Origin of the sequence: Photobacterium kasasachensis (genome assembly GCF_050336885.1) — a bacterium.
Lineage (GTDB): Bacteria > Pseudomonadota > Gammaproteobacteria > Enterobacterales > Vibrionaceae > Photobacterium > Photobacterium kasasachensis.
In genome coordinates this window covers 12,395-29,867 of record NZ_JAKJSH010000027.1, presented here as the reverse complement: position 1 = coordinate 29,867, position 17,473 = coordinate 12,395, and the positions used below count along the sequence as shown (strand labels likewise).

Annotated in this window: 14 protein-coding genes; 2 read left to right on the top strand and 12 right to left on the bottom strand. The window is 52.5% G+C overall.

Translation table 11 applies throughout. From position 1 onward, the window contains the following. Nucleotides 1-10: 10 nt before the first annotated feature. The 11 genes from L4D19_RS26605 to csrD all read right to left on the bottom strand — a co-directional run bounded on the left by L4D19_RS26605 (nucleotide 11) and on the right by csrD (nucleotide 12,495). Entirely contained in the window at nucleotides 11-598 is a 588-nt protein-coding gene (locus tag L4D19_RS26605) for a prepilin-type N-terminal cleavage/methylation domain-containing protein (RefSeq protein ID WP_428454918.1), read from the bottom strand. A gap of 34 nt (nucleotides 599-632) precedes the next feature. Then, nucleotides 633-1,109: a hypothetical protein gene (locus L4D19_RS26600; protein ID WP_428454917.1), complete on the bottom strand. Its 477-nt coding sequence runs from the start codon at nucleotides 1,107-1,109 to the stop codon at nucleotides 633-635. Next, a complete protein-coding gene (locus L4D19_RS26595) occupies nucleotides 1,090-2,310 on the bottom strand; it encodes a type II secretion system F family protein (RefSeq protein WP_075762418.1) in 1,221 nt (406 codons plus the stop codon). The genes L4D19_RS26600 and L4D19_RS26595 overlap by 20 nt, the downstream gene beginning before the upstream one ends. A 21-nt stretch (nucleotides 2,311-2,331) precedes the next feature. After that, entirely contained in the window at nucleotides 2,332-4,077 is a 1,746-nt protein-coding gene (locus L4D19_RS26590) for a GspE/PulE family protein (protein ID WP_428454916.1), read from the bottom strand. A gap of 5 nt (nucleotides 4,078-4,082) precedes the next feature. After that, complete coding sequence (locus L4D19_RS26585) at nucleotides 4,083-5,381, bottom strand: tetratricopeptide repeat protein (RefSeq protein ID WP_428454915.1); 1,299 nt, start codon at nucleotides 5,379-5,381, stop codon at nucleotides 4,083-4,085. After that, nucleotides 5,348-6,190: an ExeA family protein gene (locus L4D19_RS26580; RefSeq protein ID WP_428454914.1), complete on the bottom strand. Its 843-nt coding sequence runs from the start codon at nucleotides 6,188-6,190 to the stop codon at nucleotides 5,348-5,350. The genes L4D19_RS26585 and L4D19_RS26580 overlap by 34 nt, the downstream gene beginning before the upstream one ends. A 3-nt stretch (nucleotides 6,191-6,193) precedes the next feature. Then, a complete protein-coding gene (gene mshL / locus L4D19_RS26575; protein WP_428454913.1) occupies nucleotides 6,194-7,864 on the bottom strand; it encodes a pilus (MSHA type) biogenesis protein MshL in 1,671 nt (556 codons plus the stop codon). Between the two features lie 18 nt (nucleotides 7,865-7,882). Further along, entirely contained in the window at nucleotides 7,883-8,257 is a 375-nt protein-coding gene (locus L4D19_RS26570) for an MSHA biogenesis protein MshK (RefSeq protein ID WP_428454912.1), read from the bottom strand. Further along, nucleotides 8,250-8,885, bottom strand: a complete 636-nt coding sequence (locus L4D19_RS26565) for an MSHA biogenesis protein MshJ (RefSeq protein ID WP_428454911.1) — start codon at nucleotides 8,883-8,885, stop codon at nucleotides 8,250-8,252. Before L4D19_RS26565 ends, L4D19_RS26570 begins: the two co-directional genes overlap by 8 nt. Continuing rightward, nucleotides 8,882-10,399: a PilN domain-containing protein gene (locus tag L4D19_RS26560; protein ID WP_428454910.1), complete on the bottom strand. Its 1,518-nt coding sequence runs from the start codon at nucleotides 10,397-10,399 to the stop codon at nucleotides 8,882-8,884. The genes L4D19_RS26565 and L4D19_RS26560 overlap by 4 nt, the downstream gene beginning before the upstream one ends. 128 nt (nucleotides 10,400-10,527) lie before the next feature. Beyond that, complete coding sequence (gene csrD, locus L4D19_RS26555) at nucleotides 10,528-12,495, bottom strand: RNase E specificity factor CsrD (protein WP_428454909.1); 1,968 nt, start codon at nucleotides 12,493-12,495, stop codon at nucleotides 10,528-10,530. A gap of 264 nt (nucleotides 12,496-12,759) precedes the next feature. Here csrD and L4D19_RS26550 point away from each other — a divergent pair, with 264 nt between their 5' ends. Next, on the top strand, nucleotides 12,760-13,641 hold the full coding sequence (locus L4D19_RS26550; RefSeq protein ID WP_239409711.1) for a LysR family transcriptional regulator: 882 nt from the start codon (nucleotides 12,760-12,762) through the stop codon (nucleotides 13,639-13,641). A gap of 82 nt (nucleotides 13,642-13,723) precedes the next feature. Here the strand turns inward: L4D19_RS26550 and L4D19_RS26545 are convergent, their stop codons facing one another. After that, complete coding sequence (locus L4D19_RS26545; protein WP_075762426.1) at nucleotides 13,724-14,284, bottom strand: single-stranded DNA-binding protein; 561 nt, start codon at nucleotides 14,282-14,284, stop codon at nucleotides 13,724-13,726. Nucleotides 14,285-14,610: 326 nt separating this feature from the next. Between L4D19_RS26545 and uvrA the strand changes: the two genes are divergently transcribed. Beyond that, a complete protein-coding gene (gene uvrA / locus L4D19_RS26540; protein WP_428454908.1) occupies nucleotides 14,611-17,448 on the top strand; it encodes an excinuclease ABC subunit UvrA in 2,838 nt (945 codons plus the stop codon). Nucleotides 17,449-17,473 lie beyond the last annotated feature (25 nt).

Here is a 17,473-nt window from a genome sequence, read left to right as displayed (position 1 = left end):
TTACTCCTGTTTATTTCAAATTGACTTCGACACGGCCCAAAGCCGGTTTATATGTAAATGAATGCCCGGCCTCGACATCGGTTGAGCCCGACCCATTCGTTCCGGCCGAAGCCAGCTGGTAATAACGACAAAGCTTTGCTGAATTATCAGTACCAGCTTTAACGTAAAACACATAGTTTCCGCTCGCGGCATCACTGCTGTTAGTTGTTGCCAGCGGCGGGTTTTGTAACAAATTATCCAGTAATGCCTTACAGTCTGTGGCATTGATGGCACCAACATTAGAACTGCCGGTCGTCAATGCATACGGATAACCATCACGCACACTCTTATCGGCTGTTGCCTTGGTCAACAAAAAGTCGGTACCGTCATAGTCAACCAGATACTGGCCACTGCTGTTGGCAGGACGTCCATAGGCTTCCCATTGAGCACGGGCAGACAGGACAGCCGTCGCGAAACCTCCGGCAACACCTTCAATCGAGGCTTTCTTGGCCTCATCGGTGACCTGCAGAAATCGAGGTAGTGCCGTTGCCGCCAGCAGGCCGACAACGATAATCACAATAACGAGCTCTACAAGGGAAAATCCGCGTTGTTTGTTCATTTTGATACTTCTCTATTCGTCATAAAAACGACGCTTAATCCGTCAAAAAGCCGTTAATGCGTATTCTCTCATTTTTAAAATATAATTCCAGCCAATTACCGTCACTTATTTGGTAATAACACGAATTATATCGACCTGATCTCAGTTCTTTTTTTGACCTAAACTGAATAAACGATACAGAGCCCCCTCTGGAGGCCAGCAGATCCCACATTTTCGGACAATCCATTTGGCCATCAGTGATAACAACCGGCCAGCCGCGAGGGGTAAACTCGACATCGATTGTCGCTATCTCTAACCGAGCAGGCTTGCCTTCAAGCTCCCACTGCTGGCGCAGGGCAGAAGCACTTTTGTAAAAGGTCTGCTTGAGTACACTCAGCCTGGCGTGCTCTGCCTCTTGTTTTATTTCAATACCTTTTGTCAGCATCGCTGCGACAATAAGGCCACTACCGCAAAACCAGATGAAATGCTGAAGACGTCTTTTCTGTCGCCGGTTAAACGCCTCTAGCCACATCAAGCAGACTCCACATCGGTAAGAAAATCCCCAACGCCAGCAACAGAACCATAATTGCCACAATCAGCAACAGAAGCGGCTCTATCCGTGCGGTCAGCGTCTTCAGGTCATAATCAACCTCGCGATCATAAAAGTCGGAGACTTCGAGCAACAAGTCATCAACCTGACCGGTTTCTTCGCCCACGGCAATCATCTGCAATACCAGTGGCGTAAACACCCCTGACTGGCTGGCTGTACTGGCAATGGTATTACCGCCCTCAATACCGTTTTTCATTTCGATCAGGCGATTTTCGAGAAAACGGTTACCCAGAGCTTCTGCGGCCATCTGAATCGCCTGATTCAAAGGCACACCGGCACGGATCATCAGGGAGAAGGTGCGCGAAAAACGCGATAGCTGTGCCCGGTTGACGATATCACCGACAATCGGCACTTTCAGACGCCACCGGTCCCACTTTTCATTACCAGCCGGTGTCTGGCGCCACATTCTGATCCCGATCCAGCTCGCCACCAGTCCGCCTAGCAACAGTGGCCAATAGTTGACAAAAAAGTTCGAACTGGCGATCAATATTCGGGTCGGCAGAGGGAGATCCACCCCGAACCGGCTGAACATAGAGGTAAACTGCGGGATCACCTTAACGTTCAGCACGACCATCGCCAGCATAATTGCCGAGATCACAAAGGTCGGATAACGCATCGCCGATTTGATCCGGCGCCGGGTCTCCATTTCCTGCTCGAAATAATTCGCCAGTTGCAGCAGCGACTCATCCAGTCGCCCCGTATTTTCGCCGACATGGATCATCGACACATACAGCTCCGAAAACACCCGTGGATGCTGCTTCATCGAGACCGACAGTGAGCGACCATTGGTCAGTTCATCAGTAACCGCATCTAATGCTTCCTTCATTAGCGGATGTGACGAACTCTGACTCAACCCTTTAATGGCCCGCAGCAAAGGCACGCCAGCCTTGGTGAGGCTATAGAGCTGGCGACTAAATATCACCAGTATCTCCAGCGGCACCCGGCTTTGAAACATAGACTGGAGATCCCAACCTTGTCCCTCGGCTTTCCCCTGACGGATCTCCAACGGGATGATGCCCTGTCGCATCAGCAGATCAGCCGCTGCATCCTGGCTGGCCGCTTCAATTTGGCCACGCTTCAAGCCACCTTGGTTATCCCGTCCGCGATAGTTAAATACCGGCATATACTAGCTCCTATCGCGCAATCACAGCACGTGGCCGTCATTGAGGTCAGCGGCAATAAAATCAGTGGTATTCAAGTCGCCTTCACCCAGCATCAACACTTCTTCCAGGCTTGTGCGCCCTTCAAGCGCCAAATCCATTGCTGACTCAATCAGTGGTTTGTAGCCTGAGGCGTTACGGGCTATCTGGCTAAACAACACCGCATCATTGGCACGCAGTGCATCCATCATCGGCTGATCCAGCTCAAGCAGTTCAAAGACCCCGATACGCCCTTTATAACCGGTAAAGTTGCAGCTTTGGCAACCTCTTCCCCGGTGGAACTCACGGTGAAGATGCAGCGGGAAACGAGCCTTGAGCCATTGCTGCTTGGCCCCGTCCAGCTCTTCGCGTTCGGTGCAGTCTTTACACACCCTACGCACCAGGCGCTGAGCCAACACGGCACGAACAGCACTGGCTACCAGATAACCCGGCGCCTCCATGTCCATCATTCGCAGCGCACTGTCAATTGCATCGTTGGTGTGCAGGGTCGACAATACCAGGTGACCCGTCAGCGCCGATCGCAGGCCGATTTCGACCGTTTCCTGATCGCGCATCTCACCGACCAGAATAATATCGGGATCCTGACGAAGAAACGTTCGCAGGATTGATGAAAACGTCAAGCCAATCTTACTGTTTACCTGAACCTGATTAACCCGGGGCAGGCGATATTCCACCGGATCTTCTGCCGTGATCAGCTTCTTGCCCGGCTTGTTCAGCTCACTGAGGGCACCGTAGAGAGTGGTGGTTTTACCGGACCCTGTCGGGCCGGTCACCAGGATCATCCCATGCGGCCGCTTGAGCTGGCGACGAAAACGCGGCAGCAAGTCAGCGGGCATACCGATCTCTTCCAGGCTCAGGATACCGGCTGACTGATCAAGCAAACGCATCACCACGGACTCACCGTGCTGAACCGGCATCGTAGACACACGCACATCCACCGAGTGGCCGCGAACCTTGACGTTAAACCGGCCATCTTGCGGCAGACGCTTTTCCGAGATATCCAGTCCGCTCATCAGCTTCAGGCGCAGCACCAAAGCCGCCGACACACTGGCCTCATTAAGCAAGGTTTCATGCAATACCCCATCGATACGCTGGCGAATACGCAGCACATCGGCATCGGGCTCGATATGGATATCTGACGCACCAACCTGGATCGCATCCTCAAACAAGGAGTTAATCAGCTTAACAACGGTCACTTCGTCATTGTCAGAATCATCAAAACCAAAACTATAATCCGTTTCGCTTTGATGCTCGGCCTGCAACTGCTCGGCAAACGAGACGATTTCCTGGGTCCGGCGGTAATAGCGGTCAAAAGCGGAAATCAACTGACGCTCGGGCGCAATAACCAGCTCAACCCGGTATTGTGCCAGTTGATCGTAAACAGCCTCCTGCGCAGCCAGATCTGCCGGATCGCTCATCGCCACCCGAACGGTATCGCCCCGTACGCCAATAACCAATGCCCGCAGGCGACGGGCGTGCACTTCGGAGAGCAATGACACCGAATCGGCATCAACCGATACCCGGGTAAGATCGACCAAGGGAATATCCAGCTGACGAGACAGGAAAGAAAGCATCTGCTGCTCACTCAGAAAGCCCATGCTGATCAGAGTATCCCCCAGCTTGCGGCCGGTCGTCTGCTGTTTGCCCAGCGCCTGCTCTAGCTGATCCTGGGTTACAATACCTTCTTCTACCAACAGGTCGCCAAGGCGCTTTCTTAATCTAATTTGCATTGCGCTTAGCCCTCCCGAGCCTCAAGCAGCGCCAGGCGCTGTTGGATAAACTGTTGTGACTGCGATGAAATTCGCCCCATCAACAAGGCCTGTTTATAGGCATCCAGTGCTTTCTCAGCCTCTTTGCTGCGCTCCAGGGCAATCCCCAAACCCAGCCACCAGCGGCCATCATAAGGCTCTTCTGTAACCAGCAATTGATAGCTACTCATCGCCAGCTCGTTGTTATTCAACTGCTGGGCCAGGGCGCCGCGCATGGCGAGATAGCCACTGTGGTTCTTTTTGGGCATTCGGCTCAATACATTCAGAGCAGCCTGCTGCTGAGATTCGTTAACCAGCAGCTTTGCCATCGTCAGGCGCAAATCTGGCTGATCGCCATCAAGCACCAGTCCGTCTTGGAGCGTGGCAATCGCCTTGCGAGTATCTCCCCGCCCGTAATACAGGGCCGCGAGTTTTTGCCGGGCCCTGATCCATTCCGGCTGATATTTCAACGTCTGCTTCAGAAAACCAATGGCTTTGCGGCTATCACCAGCCTTCAGGGCTTTCTGCGCTTTTTTATACTCCACGTTGGCAAGCTGTCCGGCATCGAGCTCAACCGTTTCAATCATTAACCCTTCTGCTGACGTTTCATCATCAACCTCAACAGGCCGGGTAGCTGAGCTTTCCCGCTCTATTACTCGAATGGCGTCTTGCTGCGGCTTAAGCGCTTGCCTTGGATTAGTTACTTGTCCTGTACTTGGCTTATCCACTGGTTCAGGTGTTTGTATGGCCACTTTTTTAATTCTGGCCTTCTCCTCTCGCACACCCTTTGGCGCTGTTTTGGTCTCAGGCACCGGTTGCTTTTCAGCATTCTTCACAGGTTTCGCAGATGAAACCAGCGGACTCACGGGCGTGGCGCCACTCTTTTTGACACTGCTGATAGTAACCGGGGGCGGCACCACTGCCTGCTTCGCTTCTTGCTCAGCGTCGGAAGTCACATGTTGACGTTGCGGCTCCGGTAGCAAAGGGGCATGCTCCGAAGGGACAAGGTTCGAAGGAACAGGCACCGCATCGACATTCGCTGATGACTGGCTGTCGGCCTGGCTGTTCGCACCGAGCCACCAGCCAGCGCCTCCCGCTATCAACGCCGCACATACACTAAGCACCGCCCATTTCGGCCCATGATTTTTCGGAACTGGTTTAACGACCGCGGCCTGCAAGGGTTGCGCGGCGACTGAGGATGGCTTCTTTTGCTGATTCAGCGCATTAAGCTTTTTATTTATCTCGCTCATATTCAGTGCCATCCCCACAGCACCGGGTACGTCCATTTAGGCTGACGTGCCCCTAATGTATCTTTTACTGCCATCAAGACTTCTTTCCGACCTACTGACTGCGCATTGCTGCTGCTTGCTGCGATTAATGCTTTATGACAAAGCTGATTGATAAGCCGAGGGATCCCCTGACTGGCTTTCCAAAGCTCACGATATTGCGCCAGCTCGAACAACTCCCGCTGGCAGCCTGCACTACTCAGGCGAAACTCGATATAGGCAATAGTCTCGGCCAGATCCAACGGGCGCAGGCAGGCTCTGAATGTAATACGCTGCCGGAGCTGGCGCATATGATGCTGGTCGAGCCGCTGATCCAGCTCTGGCTGACCCAGCAAAACGATATGCAGCAACTTCTCTTGTTCTGTTTCCAGGTTTCCGAGCAGGCGAAGTGTTTCCAGCGCATCATCAGGCAGTGCCTGCGCCTCATCGAGCAACACCACCACAGATTTTCCGGCAGCTTTACGTTCAATCAGTGCTTGCTGAAGCTGCTCTGTCACGGCGGTATTATCGCCCTCGACCGAAATGGCCAACTCTCGCGCCAATGCCAGACGAAGCTCATGGCCGCTGGCCGCGGGTGTGGGCAGGTACGCCAATTCAAACAGCTCCGGCAGCTGTTTTATCAGCATTCGGCAAACCAGGGTTTTTCCCGTACCGACCTCACCGGAAATCTGAATAATGCCTTCCCCCATTTCCAAGGCGGCCAGCGTCGTCTGGATCGCCTCCAGGTGGGGAGGCAATGCATAAAACAACGCGGTATTCGGGGTCAGCGAGAAGGGTAATTCCTCAAGGCCAAAGTGCGACTGGTACATGGCTTACCCCTCTTCAGGGAACCATTCAGTGATCAGCGCCCGGGAGCGTTCGATTTCCTCCTGCCAGGTCTGCTCACCGACAACCGTCGGTTTAAGCAAAATCACCAGCTCCGTTTTGGTCTGGAGCTTACTCACATTCCGGAATAGGTGACCAAGCATCGGGATATCACCCAGCAAAGGCACTTTGGAGACCTGATCATTGGTAGCCGATTTCATCAGGCCACCGATAACCACCACATCCCCGGTACGGGCGTGGATCACCGAGTCGGATTCGCGCACCGAGCTTTTGGCCAATGGTAGTTTATAGGTACCAAACGTTTGACCCAGCTCTATACTCTGAATTTCCGTTTCCACGTCGACGACTGTCGGGTGAACATGCAGCAGCACGCCGCCGTCATCGTCGATTTGTGGTGTCACATCCAACGAAATACCGGAGAAAAACGGAGTCAGCTCAATATCCGGCGACGCCGTACCACCATCACTGTTGACTTCGCCTCCTGAAATATCAGTCACAAAGTACTGATCCCCCCCCACTTTGATCACCGCCTTCTGGTTATTGGCAGCCGTTACGCGAGGGCTGGACAATACGTTCAGATCACCCTGGGTGTCGAGGAAGCTCAATACCGCTTCAAAGTTACCATCCTGGATAGTGACATTGGTCTGTCCGCCAAGCAGGTTGGAAATTGCATCGCCGGGCAGTGACGGAATCGGATTAGTCGTCGGGCGACCAAAGATAATTTCCGTACCGCCAATCGTCTTGGTGATATTGCTCCAGTTAATGCCCTGCTGATAACCATCACTCAGGGTAACTTCCATAATTTTCGCTTCCAGCACCACCTGACGTTTCAGACGCTGCTGGGACACCCCAAGAAACTCCTTCACTTCACGCAATTCGTTAGGAAATGCGCGCACCGAAATCAGGCTTGCCTGCGGAGAGACGACGATACTTCTTCCCTGCCCGCTGCCGATCATTGCCTGAACGGCTTTCTCCAGTTGCTGCCAAAAATCACTTTCAGAAGTGGTTTCGATCGTCGTGCCACCAGTGGCAGTACTTGAATTGTTATTACTATTGCTGTTTCCGTTGCTACTGTTGCCACTCGAGCTACTATTACCCGTTGTACCGCTGGAAGACGATGAATTCGAGTCACTGTTAGTGATCGAGCCGGTTGTCAGGGAGGTCAGCGACACACCACGGCGTTTAAGCTGCAGGTAGTCAACCGGGATCACCTCGGTACGAAGCGTTGCCGGGAAAATCTGAATGATATTGCCCTTGCGGGTGGTGTTATAGCCATAGATGTCCGAGACGACCTCCAGCACCTCATCCAGCGTAACATCCTTTAATGTCAGGGATATTCGCCCTTTAACCTCTGGGTGAAGCACCATATTGAAAGGCGTGCCTTTAACCAGGCTGCCAAAAAAAGCACGGGCATCGACATTTCGGGCATTAACACGAAAACGCTTTTCCAACGCCGTACTAGAGACATAATCACCGCCGTCCAGTGTCGGCATCAGATCCGCACTGACAGCCGAAGGCAGCTCCACCAGCGGACGACTGTTGGCTTCATTTACCGCTTCGTTCAGCGCACCTTTGACTTCTACGGGATCACGATGTCCCATCTTGGCCGAACAACCGACCAGAGACGCCATCACGATCCCAACTACTAATCCACGCATGTTAACCACTTTATTGTTTTAATTTGCTTTCACAATGTCGGCAAATAGCTCCAGACGCCATTTTTTACCGCCGCGTGTTACCGTGACATAATCGTCCTGAATGCCAGTCAAGGTGTAGCCGCTGACTCTTCCGCCAAGTTCAACGGGCACATTATTCAAAATCACCGTACAGGCACTCAATTCACCACATACAATCCCCTGCAGTTGGGGGAGCCTGGCTTTGGTTACGGTGGGCTTCTTCGTCGGAGTTTGCCAACCTAACGGTGCCGTCGGATCCTGGCTTGCCTGTACATAGCCAGCAAGCAAGCCACACAGAGCAACAGCGATAGCTCCATGCTTAATAACCAAGCTTAATTTGCCCAGCCCTAATCTAACCATCTCAGCTTTAACCACCGATAAAATCCTTACTCTCGCCCAAGGTATAAACGTCCAGCTGGATATCGGCCCAAGGGTACTTATCCACCTGATAGTTCAAGCTCCGCCAGTAATATTTAACCGGCAGCGCTTCAAGCTGGGCCAGGTAGTTCACAACATCAAAATAGCGACCACGCAGATTAAGGCGAACCGGGTGAATATAATACCCCTCGTCTTCGCCACTGATTAGCTGCACAGAAGGCAGCGACTCCAGCGACACCAACTTTAAGCGTTCCGAACGCTGAAGAACCTGTTCCATCAACCCCGACATCTGGATTGGCGTTACCAAGCTGGCTACGCGGCCCTGCAACTGATCGTCAAGGGTCGAGTTCTCTCGCTCCAGCCTGTCGATATTGCGCTCGACATCCTGGTTCGGATCACTCCTGAGTTTGCGCTCAATCATAATGAGCTGGTTGGCGTTGTTGGTGATCTCATTGGCCACTGAGACAACCTGTTGCCGGGCCGAGGTCAGCGCCTTGACTTGCGGCTCGATAAACATCACGAAACCGACAAATAACAAGGCAATCCAGCCTGATAGCAAAATCAGCCATTGTTCGCGGCGAGTCAGTAACTCAAACCGATCGCTTAATTTCTGCCAACCATTCATCGGGCAACCTCGCTCGCGGGTAATACAGGTTTTTTCGCTATTGCCGATCCACGCTCAGCCAGTAATTTAAACGTCACCACATTTTGTTCATTGCGTCCGAGTGACATCAGTTGAAAACGCCGGTCGGACAGATCAGGGTAGCCTTTGAATGCCTTCACCCAGGTTGGGACCGACTCCGGTGTCCTGGCCAACCCTTCCAGGTCCAGATGCCTTCCGGTTACCCGAATACGATTGACAGAGATATTCCCGCTTGCCGCGTCCGATAATTGACGCAACAATCCGGCATAACCGACCTGCAAACTTTTGTCGTGCATTTCAATGGCCTTCAAAGTGGCCTGCTTGGCCGCCAAATGTTGCTCCAACTCTCCGGCTAACTCGACTTTTAATGGGCTGGGAATATGCTCGGCAAGCGCTGCTTTGGCCCTGTTAAGCTCTGACTGCTTACTGTCCAGGCGGCTTCTTTCGGCAGCCAGCTGTTGCTGCTGCTGGTAGTTCTGCCAGCTATACCAGCCAGCCATTGAGACCATCACGACCACAGCCAGCGCCCAGCTAAGCACTACATTCTGCAGCGTCATAAGCTGAGTGTGCGGCTTGAGAGCATCGCTATATAAATTAATGCTGTTTGCCCCTTCGGGCTCTATCAGCGCAGCAAAGGCAACACGGGCAGCATTCGTCATCAATACCGGATGTGGCGGCGTGACAGCGGCAACAGACACACTCAGTCGCTGACTCAGTTCAGCAGCCAACGCACTGTCATCGTCATCATCACAGGAGATTAACAGCTGAGTGATCGGCGTATCGCGCAGCTGAGCACTCAGAAAATCAAGGGAACGCTGCAGCTCAAGCGCCAGGCTGTCTAGCTGCAGAGCATGGTTCATCTCTCCCGGCGTCTCGCTATCCAGCAAAGGGGACGGAAAACCACGCAGCTGACGCTGAAAGCACATTTCCTGCTGTTTAAAAGCCGTTAACTGCAGGCTGGCATGGCGGCGACGGTGCAATACCAGCTGACTCAGGGACGGGGCAGTTAATTGTCCCCATACCACTTCCTCTGCGGATATAGAAAACACGTCACAACCAGCCTCGTTACAGATCCGGATCAGCTGCTCGACCTGATTACGATTCGTGACAACAACCTGCAAACGATCTTTTAGCGGCGCCTGAAAGCCATCGGCCACCAGTTCCAGCGGGGACTCATTGACCAAATCTTTGACCAGAAAAGGCAGTGCCGTCGAGTACTCCTCGCGCGGCAGCTCCGGCTTCTCAATGAGCATGCTCTGATAGAGGCCATGGCCTAGTACCAAACGTAAGCTACTGCCCCCCAGCTGGTGCTTGGCAAGCAACGATATTATGATCGACTCCCAGTCTCCGGCATTAGAAACAACCTGGGTTTCTGTTATCCATTCCGACTCAGATTCATAAACTACTGTGATGGAATCAGCAAAGATGGCCAAACAAGCCTGTTTGTTACGGCTTTTCTTTTTTAAATACCGACTAAGCAAAGATTTAGATTTCATGAAACTCCAACACTGCTCACAAAATACACCGATTTTGCTACTGAAAAGCACTAACAACTAGCGGCTGTCAATAATTTGACCATTATAACGAGCTTTTATTGATTACATAGTTTTTTTTGTGCCAGTTGTTACCGCCCAAACATAGTTTTACCTGACTGGCTGTTTCCTTTTGGCGTCTGTCTAACAGAAAGCTCTGCCGCAAAGAAACGTCCCTGACCTCCTTGTACGCCTAACTGCTTGAGCACCCGCCATTCCTTCTCGTTTTCCACCCCGACGGCAATTACCTGGGCATTTGAGTTTGCACAGGCTCCCAGCATACTTCTGACAAATAGCTGGTTTTCCTGCCGCTGGTCGATCTCACGGACCAACCCTCGGTGCAGCTTGATATAATCTGCCTTGATGTCCTTGATATAGTGGGTGCTGACAATGGTTCGGCCAGCCTGATCCACAACCAATTTACACCCCAGCCCCACGATCATCCTGACCACAGGACGCATGGCGTCAAGGTGTTTGACCAAGCCGCTTTCTGCAATTTCAATCGACAGCCGGTTGAGCACCGTGCGGGGTGTTTGCAGCAACTCATCGCGAAGCCAGCGAACAAACTCTTTTTCCAGCAAGGCCTCGACACTCACATTCACTGATAAAGAGTCATTGACCGGGCTGTTTTTCAATAACTCGATAGCCTGGCCTATAACCTGCTTGTCCATCCGGGCGCTGAACCCAACTTGCTCGACCGCTGTCAAAAAACGTGACGCTTTAATCAGGACGCCATTTTCATCCTGGATCCGGGCCAGCAGCTCTCGGTGGACAATCGTTTCTCCATCCAGCGCCAAAGCAGGCTGCTGGTACAATATTGGGCCGCCGCTGTTAAACACGGCATCCAGCAAAGTACGCCAGCGCACGCTGCCACGGGCATCTTCATACTGCTGATCTTTCTGGAACGCATACCAGTTATTGGTGCCCTGAAGCTGGGCGCTGCGCAACGCCATATCGGCTTCATCCATCACCCGGCCACGACGCTCGCCACTCGAGCAGAATGTCACGCCGATATGACACCAGTTATCCGGTTGCAAGGGCGCAACCGGGGTCAATCTTTCCAGGGCTTTGAGTAGCTGATTGGTAAACTGCTTGACCTCTTTTGCCGACTGCTGGGAGAGCAGGATCGCAAACTCGGCGTCAAAGTACCGTGATAACACCGTATCGGGATAACGCTGGATCTGGTTTGACAGGATCATACCGACATCCTGGACCAGCTCATCGGCAACATCTTTTCCTTTCTCGGCCAATAGCTCATCCCAGTCAGAGAGCCGGATCAGGATCACCGCACCGTGCGTCTCCTGATCCTGCACCATAGATTGCAGGCGGCTATCGAAAAGCACCCGGTTTGCCGCCCCGGTCAACTGATCCAGGAAAGTGTGAGTTCGAATAAAGGTATCAAACCGGCTCCGCTCCTGGCGGGCGTCCTTAAGCTCGGCAATCATCTGATCCAGGGCGAGGCTGGCCGTCGCCGGCCACTCTTGCTCATCCCCGACCGCATTGTCATCAACCTTTCCGGCCAGGATCATCCGGCCGCGATGTTCCAGCAACTCCGAGCCATAGAGCTGCTGACGCAGCCAGTTCACTCCCCACACTAGCCCCATGATAATAATTGCGATGGCCAGGCTAATGGATGACATGGCGCCGATGGAGTACGTAAACTCCGTATAGGGAGGGATCGACTTTAAGTTAATATAAAAGCCGGGGTTGTGGTTAAGCGTGTAATGGCTCTGCTGCAATATCGTCGGATCATTGACGGTCTGAAGCCCTTTAAAGGCATAAATTACCCCTGACGAACTCCCCACCTCCAACTCGACGACATTGCTGGCCTTCAACAACTTGGGCAGCCAGCGCGACAGAGACTGTGCCCCCTGCGGATCAGCAAGCTCCTGATCGATCACCTCAACAATGCCATCGATGTAATGAGTCAGGTAGTCCTGCCCCAGTTTTCGAAAACTAACGGCACCGCCGATAAAAATCACAAAGATGGCACAAATAACGATGAGCGTAACGAAGGCAACCAGACGGTTGGTTAGCTTCATGCCGGAGGCTTTTCTCATAAGAATCCAATTCTAGCTATATTAATGATGTTCAAATGACTTATCACAAAGTCAGTCCATGCAAACTCGTACAGGTCTAATGAGCAAAATATCACTCCCGCAGCCACAGTGTTAGCGTTCAGGTCGACAATTTAAAAAATTGTTAACCCAGGCCAAACCGTTCAATCTTCAAAAATGGATTGACTGCTAATGGTTCAGATCATCGCCCCGTTTGTTATCATCACCTTACCGGTTTGGGTAACAGTCTACGGATACTATCAATATATGGATTGGATAACGTGTACCACCAGCTTTGTCACGGTTGTCGACCAAGGCTCTCTGGCCCTGGCGGCGACCAAGCTCAACACCTCAAGTTCAGCTCTGTCCAAGCGCCTGTCTTGGTTGGAAAAACAGCTAGGCGTTCAGTTACTTAAGCGAACCACCCGTAGCCTGACAATGACAGAAGCCGGCAAGCTCTTCTACCAGCGTAGCGCCCGGCTACTTGAAGACTGGCACCAGATGCTTGCCGAAACGACCTCAACCTACGGCGAGGTCAGCGGCATCCTCCGGATCGGTGCCCCGCTGGCAACCGGCAGCCGTTTGCTGGTTCATTACCTGGCCGAGTTTATCGAGACCTACCCCAATATTCAGGTCGAGCTGCACACAATAACACCGGGCCAGCTGCCTGATCTGAACCTGGATGTATTCATCAGCCGGGAGCTGACCGATTTCAACTCCTCCAGCTATATTGCGACGCGTTTATTTAACTTCCAACCCAGTTTTTATGCCTCTCCCGGCTATCTGGAAGACAAATCACAGATAGAAACGCCAGAACAGCTGACTCAGCACAACTGCCTGCTGTTCGGGACTCACGGCCATGAACAAGAACATGTGTTTGAAAACAACCTTCGTCTACGACTTCGCGGTAACTTCACCACTCAGAATCCGGAAGCCCTGGTGGCCGCAGCCGTTGCCGGAATGGGCATTATCCTGACCGGCGAGAAAATGGTAAGAAGAGAGCTCAGCAAGGGGTTGCTGGTACCGGTTCTGCCTGAGCTAAAGCAGCCCGTCAGCTCGGCCTATGCCTACTACCCGAAGCTAGACTACAACCATGTGAAGACCAAACTGTTCATTGACTTTATTAAAGAAAAATCAAACTCAGTGTAGCGGGGGCAACAAGCAGCCAGCCTAAATTCTGGCAATAAAAAAGCAGCGACAGGCGCTGCTTTTCTCTGACATCTCAGTTTAATTAAAACGGAATGTCATCATCGAAATCCATTGGCGGCTCATTGTACTGCTGCTGTGGCTGCTGAGGAGCTTGCTGCTGCGGTGCCGACTGTTGCTGCTGAGGCGCAAAATTCTGCTGAGGTGCTGCAGCTGGTTGCTGAGGCTGTCCCCAACCACCTTGTTGCTGCTGACCGCCCCCCATAGGTGCGCCCATACCCTGACCGCCGCCCTGACGACCGCCAAGCATTTGCATTACACCGTTGAAGCCCTGAACCACAACTTCTGTTGTGTAACGATCCTGGCCGTTTTGATCCTGCCATTTACGCGTCTGCAGTTGACCTTCGATGTATACTTGTGAGCCTTTGCGCAGATATTCACCGGCTACTTCTGCCAACTTGCCAAATAGCGCTACACGGTGCCATTCCGTCTTTTCACGCTGCTCACCAGTAGCTTTATCACGCCATGATTCAGAGGTAGCAATGGTAATATTTGCTACTGCACCACCACTTGGCATATAACGGATTTCTGGGTCATTACCTAAGTTACCGACTAAGATAACCTTATTTACGCCACGACTGGCCATACTTAACTCCAAATCTGTTCGCGTGCTATTCTAACTCCAATAGCCGCTAGTCAAAGTTTATACTTAATCGCGCAGTTTATCATGCAGACACGGCTCAGGCATAGGGCCGAAACCGTGTTATCTGACGCAATTTTTACGCATTTCCCATGAGTGCCTGATACGCCACGGGAAACTCCCATTCGCATTTATTTCACCAATCCCTAAGTCGAACACCGCTCAATAAATACACATTATACTGTATCTTTATACAGCTTTTGCTTTCAAGCTTTTCCTTGCTATGCGATAATGCCGGTCCAATTATTAGTCAGCCAAAAAGCTCGCATACCATGGATAAGATCGAAGTCAGGGGTGCCCGGACCCACAACCTTAAAAACATCAGTCTTTCTATTCCCAGAGACAAACTGATTGTGATCACCGGCCTGTCAGGCTCAGGGAAGTCCTCACTGGCCTTTGACACCCTGTATGCCGAGGGCCAACGTCGTTACGTTGAGTCTCTGTCGGCCTATGCCCGTCAGTTCTTGTCCTTAATGGAAAAGCCGGATGTCGATCATATAGAAGGACTGTCGCCGGCTATTTCTATCGAGCAAAAGTCAACGTCCCACAACCCGCGCTCAACCGTCGGTACTATCACCGAGGTATACGATTACCTTCGTCTGCTTTATGCCCGAGTCGGTGAGCCGCGCTGTCCGACACATAACGTAGAGCTGGCAGCCCAGACCGTCAGCCAGATGGTTGACAAGGTGCTCGAGCTTCCAGAAGGCAGTAAGATGATGTTGCTCGCACCTATCGTCAAAGAGCGCAAAGGGGAGCATGTCAAGACACTGGCAAACCTGGCAGCCCAGGGGTATATCCGGGCCCGGATCGATGGTGAGGTCTGTGATCTTTCCGATCCACCGACCCTGGAGCTCCATAAAAAACACACCATCGAGGTTGTTGTCGATCGCTTCAAGGTCCGCGATGATCTCCAGCAACGCCTGGCCGAATCGTTTGAAACCGCACTGGAGCTATCCGGCGGTACTGTGGTGATCAGCCCGATGACGGCAGGCGAGATCGATGAGATTGTTTTTTCAGCCAACTTTGCCTGTCCGCATTGTGGCTACAGCATGCAGGAACTTGAGCCGCGTTTATTTTCGTTCAACAACCCGGCTGGCGCCTGCGGCACGTGTGATGGTCTGGGTGTTCAGCAGTACTTTGATCCTGAACGCGTGGTACAGAACAGCGAGCTTAGCCTCTCAGGCGGCGCTATCCGCGGCTGGGACAAACGTAATTTCTATTACTTCCAGATGCTCAAATCCATGGCCGAGCATTTTGAGTTTGATATCGAAACACCGTTTAACGAGCTGCCGAAGAAAATCCAGAACCTCATTCTAAGCGGTTCAGGTAAGAAAGAAATTGAGTTCAAATACATCAACGACCGTGGCGACATCACGGTACGACGCCATCCGTTCGAGGGGATCCTCAACAACATGGAGCGCCGCTACCGCGAGACAGAATCCAACTCCGTACGCGAAGATCTGATCAAGTTTGTCTCGACCAAGCCATGTAGCGGCTGTAACGGCTCACGTCTGCGCCTTGAGGCCCGTAATGTCTTCATTGCCGATACCACCCTGCCGCAAATCAGTGAGCTGAGCATCATTGAGGCACTGGCGTTTTTCGAGCAGCTATCGCTGGTCGGCCAAAAGGCCCAGATCGCAGAAAAAGTGCTCAAGGAGATCTGTGACCGACTGAACTTCCTGGTCAACGTCGGCCTGAACTACCTCAATCTCTCTCGTAGTGCCGAAACACTGTCGGGGGGAGAAGCACAGCGTATCCGTCTTGCCAGCCAGATTGGTGCCGGCCTGGTGGGGGTAATGTATGTCCTCGACGAGCCATCAATCGGTCTCCACCAGCGTGATAATGAGCGCCTGCTCAAAACCCTGACCCACCTGCGCGATCTCGGCAACACCGTTATCGTAGTCGAACACGATGAAGACGCCATCCGCACCGCCGACCATGTTATCGATATCGGCCCGGGAGCCGGTGTCCACGGTGGCCAGGTGATTGCCGAAGGCGGCCTGAACGATATTCTTGATGCCGAAACCTCATTGACCGGACAATACCTCAGCGGTGCCAAGTCGATTGTGGTACCCGAGCAGCGTATCGAGTTCAATCCGGAGAAAACCGTCAAGCTACTGGGCGCAACCGGAAATAACCTGAAAAATGTCGACGTTGAAATTCCGGTCGGTCTGTTCACCTGTATCACCGGGGTATCAGGCTCAGGCAAATCGACCCTTATCAACGATACCTTCTTCCGCATTGCCCATCACCAGTTAAATGGCGCTACATCCGGCGATGCTGCTCCGTACCGCGAGATCCATGATCTGGAGCACTGCGACAAAGTTATCGATATCGACCAAAGCCCGATTGGCCGAACACCACGCTCCAATCCTGCCACCTATACCGGGATTTTCACCCCTATCAGGGAACTGTTTGCCGGTACGCAGGAGGCCCGCGCCCGAGGCTATAAGCCGGGCCGCTTCAGCTTTAATGTAAAAGGCGGACGCTGCGAAGCGTGCCAGGGTGACGGAGTGATCAAGGTAGAGATGCACTTCCTACCGGATGTCTACGTACCTTGCGATTCCTGTAAAGGTAAGCGTTATAACCGCGAAACGCTGGAGATCCGCTACAAAGGCAAGAGTATTGATGAAGTCCTGGAGCTCACGGTGGAAGATGCCAGAGAATACTTTGATCCGGTTCCAGCAATCGCAAGAAAGTTGCAGACATTAATCGATGTCGGCTTATCGTATATCCGGCTGGGACAGGCCGCGACAACCCTGTCCGGCGGTGAGGCTCAGCGCGTTAAATTAGCCCGCGAGCTGTCCAAGCGCGATACCGGGAAAACCCTGTACATTCTGGATGAGCCGACAACCGGCTTACATTTCCATGATATTCAGCAACTTCTGTCAGTACTGCACCGCCTGCGAAATCACGGCAACACAATTGTTGTTATCGAGCATAACCTCGACGTGATCAAAACAGCCGACTGGATCATCGATCTCGGCCCGGAAGGCGGCAACGGAGGCGGTGAAATTGTTGCAACAGGCACACCGGAGCAAGTCGCGCTGGTTGATGGCTCCCATACGGCACGCTTCCTCAAGCCATTGCTGCCAAGTCTAACGCAATAAAGCAAAATAAGGCATGACAAATAAC

Coding starts and splice junctions, on each gene's coding strand:
- mshL (WP_428454913.1), bottom strand. CDS start 7,864: ATGCGTGGATTAGTAGTTGGGATCGTGATGGCGTCTCTGGTCGGTTGT.
- L4D19_RS26595 (WP_075762418.1), bottom strand. CDS start 2,310: ATGCCGGTATTTAACTATCGCGGACGGGATAACCAAGGTGGCTTGAAG.
- L4D19_RS26545 (WP_075762426.1), bottom strand. CDS start 14,284: ATGGCCAGTCGTGGCGTAAATAAGGTTATCTTAGTCGGTAACTTAGGT.
- L4D19_RS26585 (WP_428454915.1), bottom strand. CDS start 5,381: ATGGACGTACCCGGTGCTGTGGGGATGGCACTGAATATGAGCGAGATA.
- L4D19_RS26580 (WP_428454914.1), bottom strand. CDS start 6,190: ATGTACCAGTCGCACTTTGGCCTTGAGGAATTACCCTTCTCGCTGACC.
- L4D19_RS26550 (WP_239409711.1), top strand. CDS start 12,760: ATGGATTGGATAACGTGTACCACCAGCTTTGTCACGGTTGTCGACCAA.
- uvrA (WP_428454908.1), top strand. CDS start 14,611: ATGGATAAGATCGAAGTCAGGGGTGCCCGGACCCACAACCTTAAAAAC.
- csrD (WP_428454909.1), bottom strand. CDS start 12,495: ATGAGAAAAGCCTCCGGCATGAAGCTAACCAACCGTCTGGTTGCCTTC.
- L4D19_RS26605 (WP_428454918.1), bottom strand. CDS start 598: ATGAACAAACAACGCGGATTTTCCCTTGTAGAGCTCGTTATTGTGATT.
- L4D19_RS26560 (WP_428454910.1), bottom strand. CDS start 10,399: ATGAAATCTAAATCTTTGCTTAGTCGGTATTTAAAAAAGAAAAGCCGT.
- L4D19_RS26565 (WP_428454911.1), bottom strand. CDS start 8,885: ATGAATGGTTGGCAGAAATTAAGCGATCGGTTTGAGTTACTGACTCGC.
- L4D19_RS26590 (WP_428454916.1), bottom strand. CDS start 4,077: ATGCAAATTAGATTAAGAAAGCGCCTTGGCGACCTGTTGGTAGAAGAA.
- L4D19_RS26600 (WP_428454917.1), bottom strand. CDS start 1,109: ATGTGGCTAGAGGCGTTTAACCGGCGACAGAAAAGACGTCTTCAGCAT.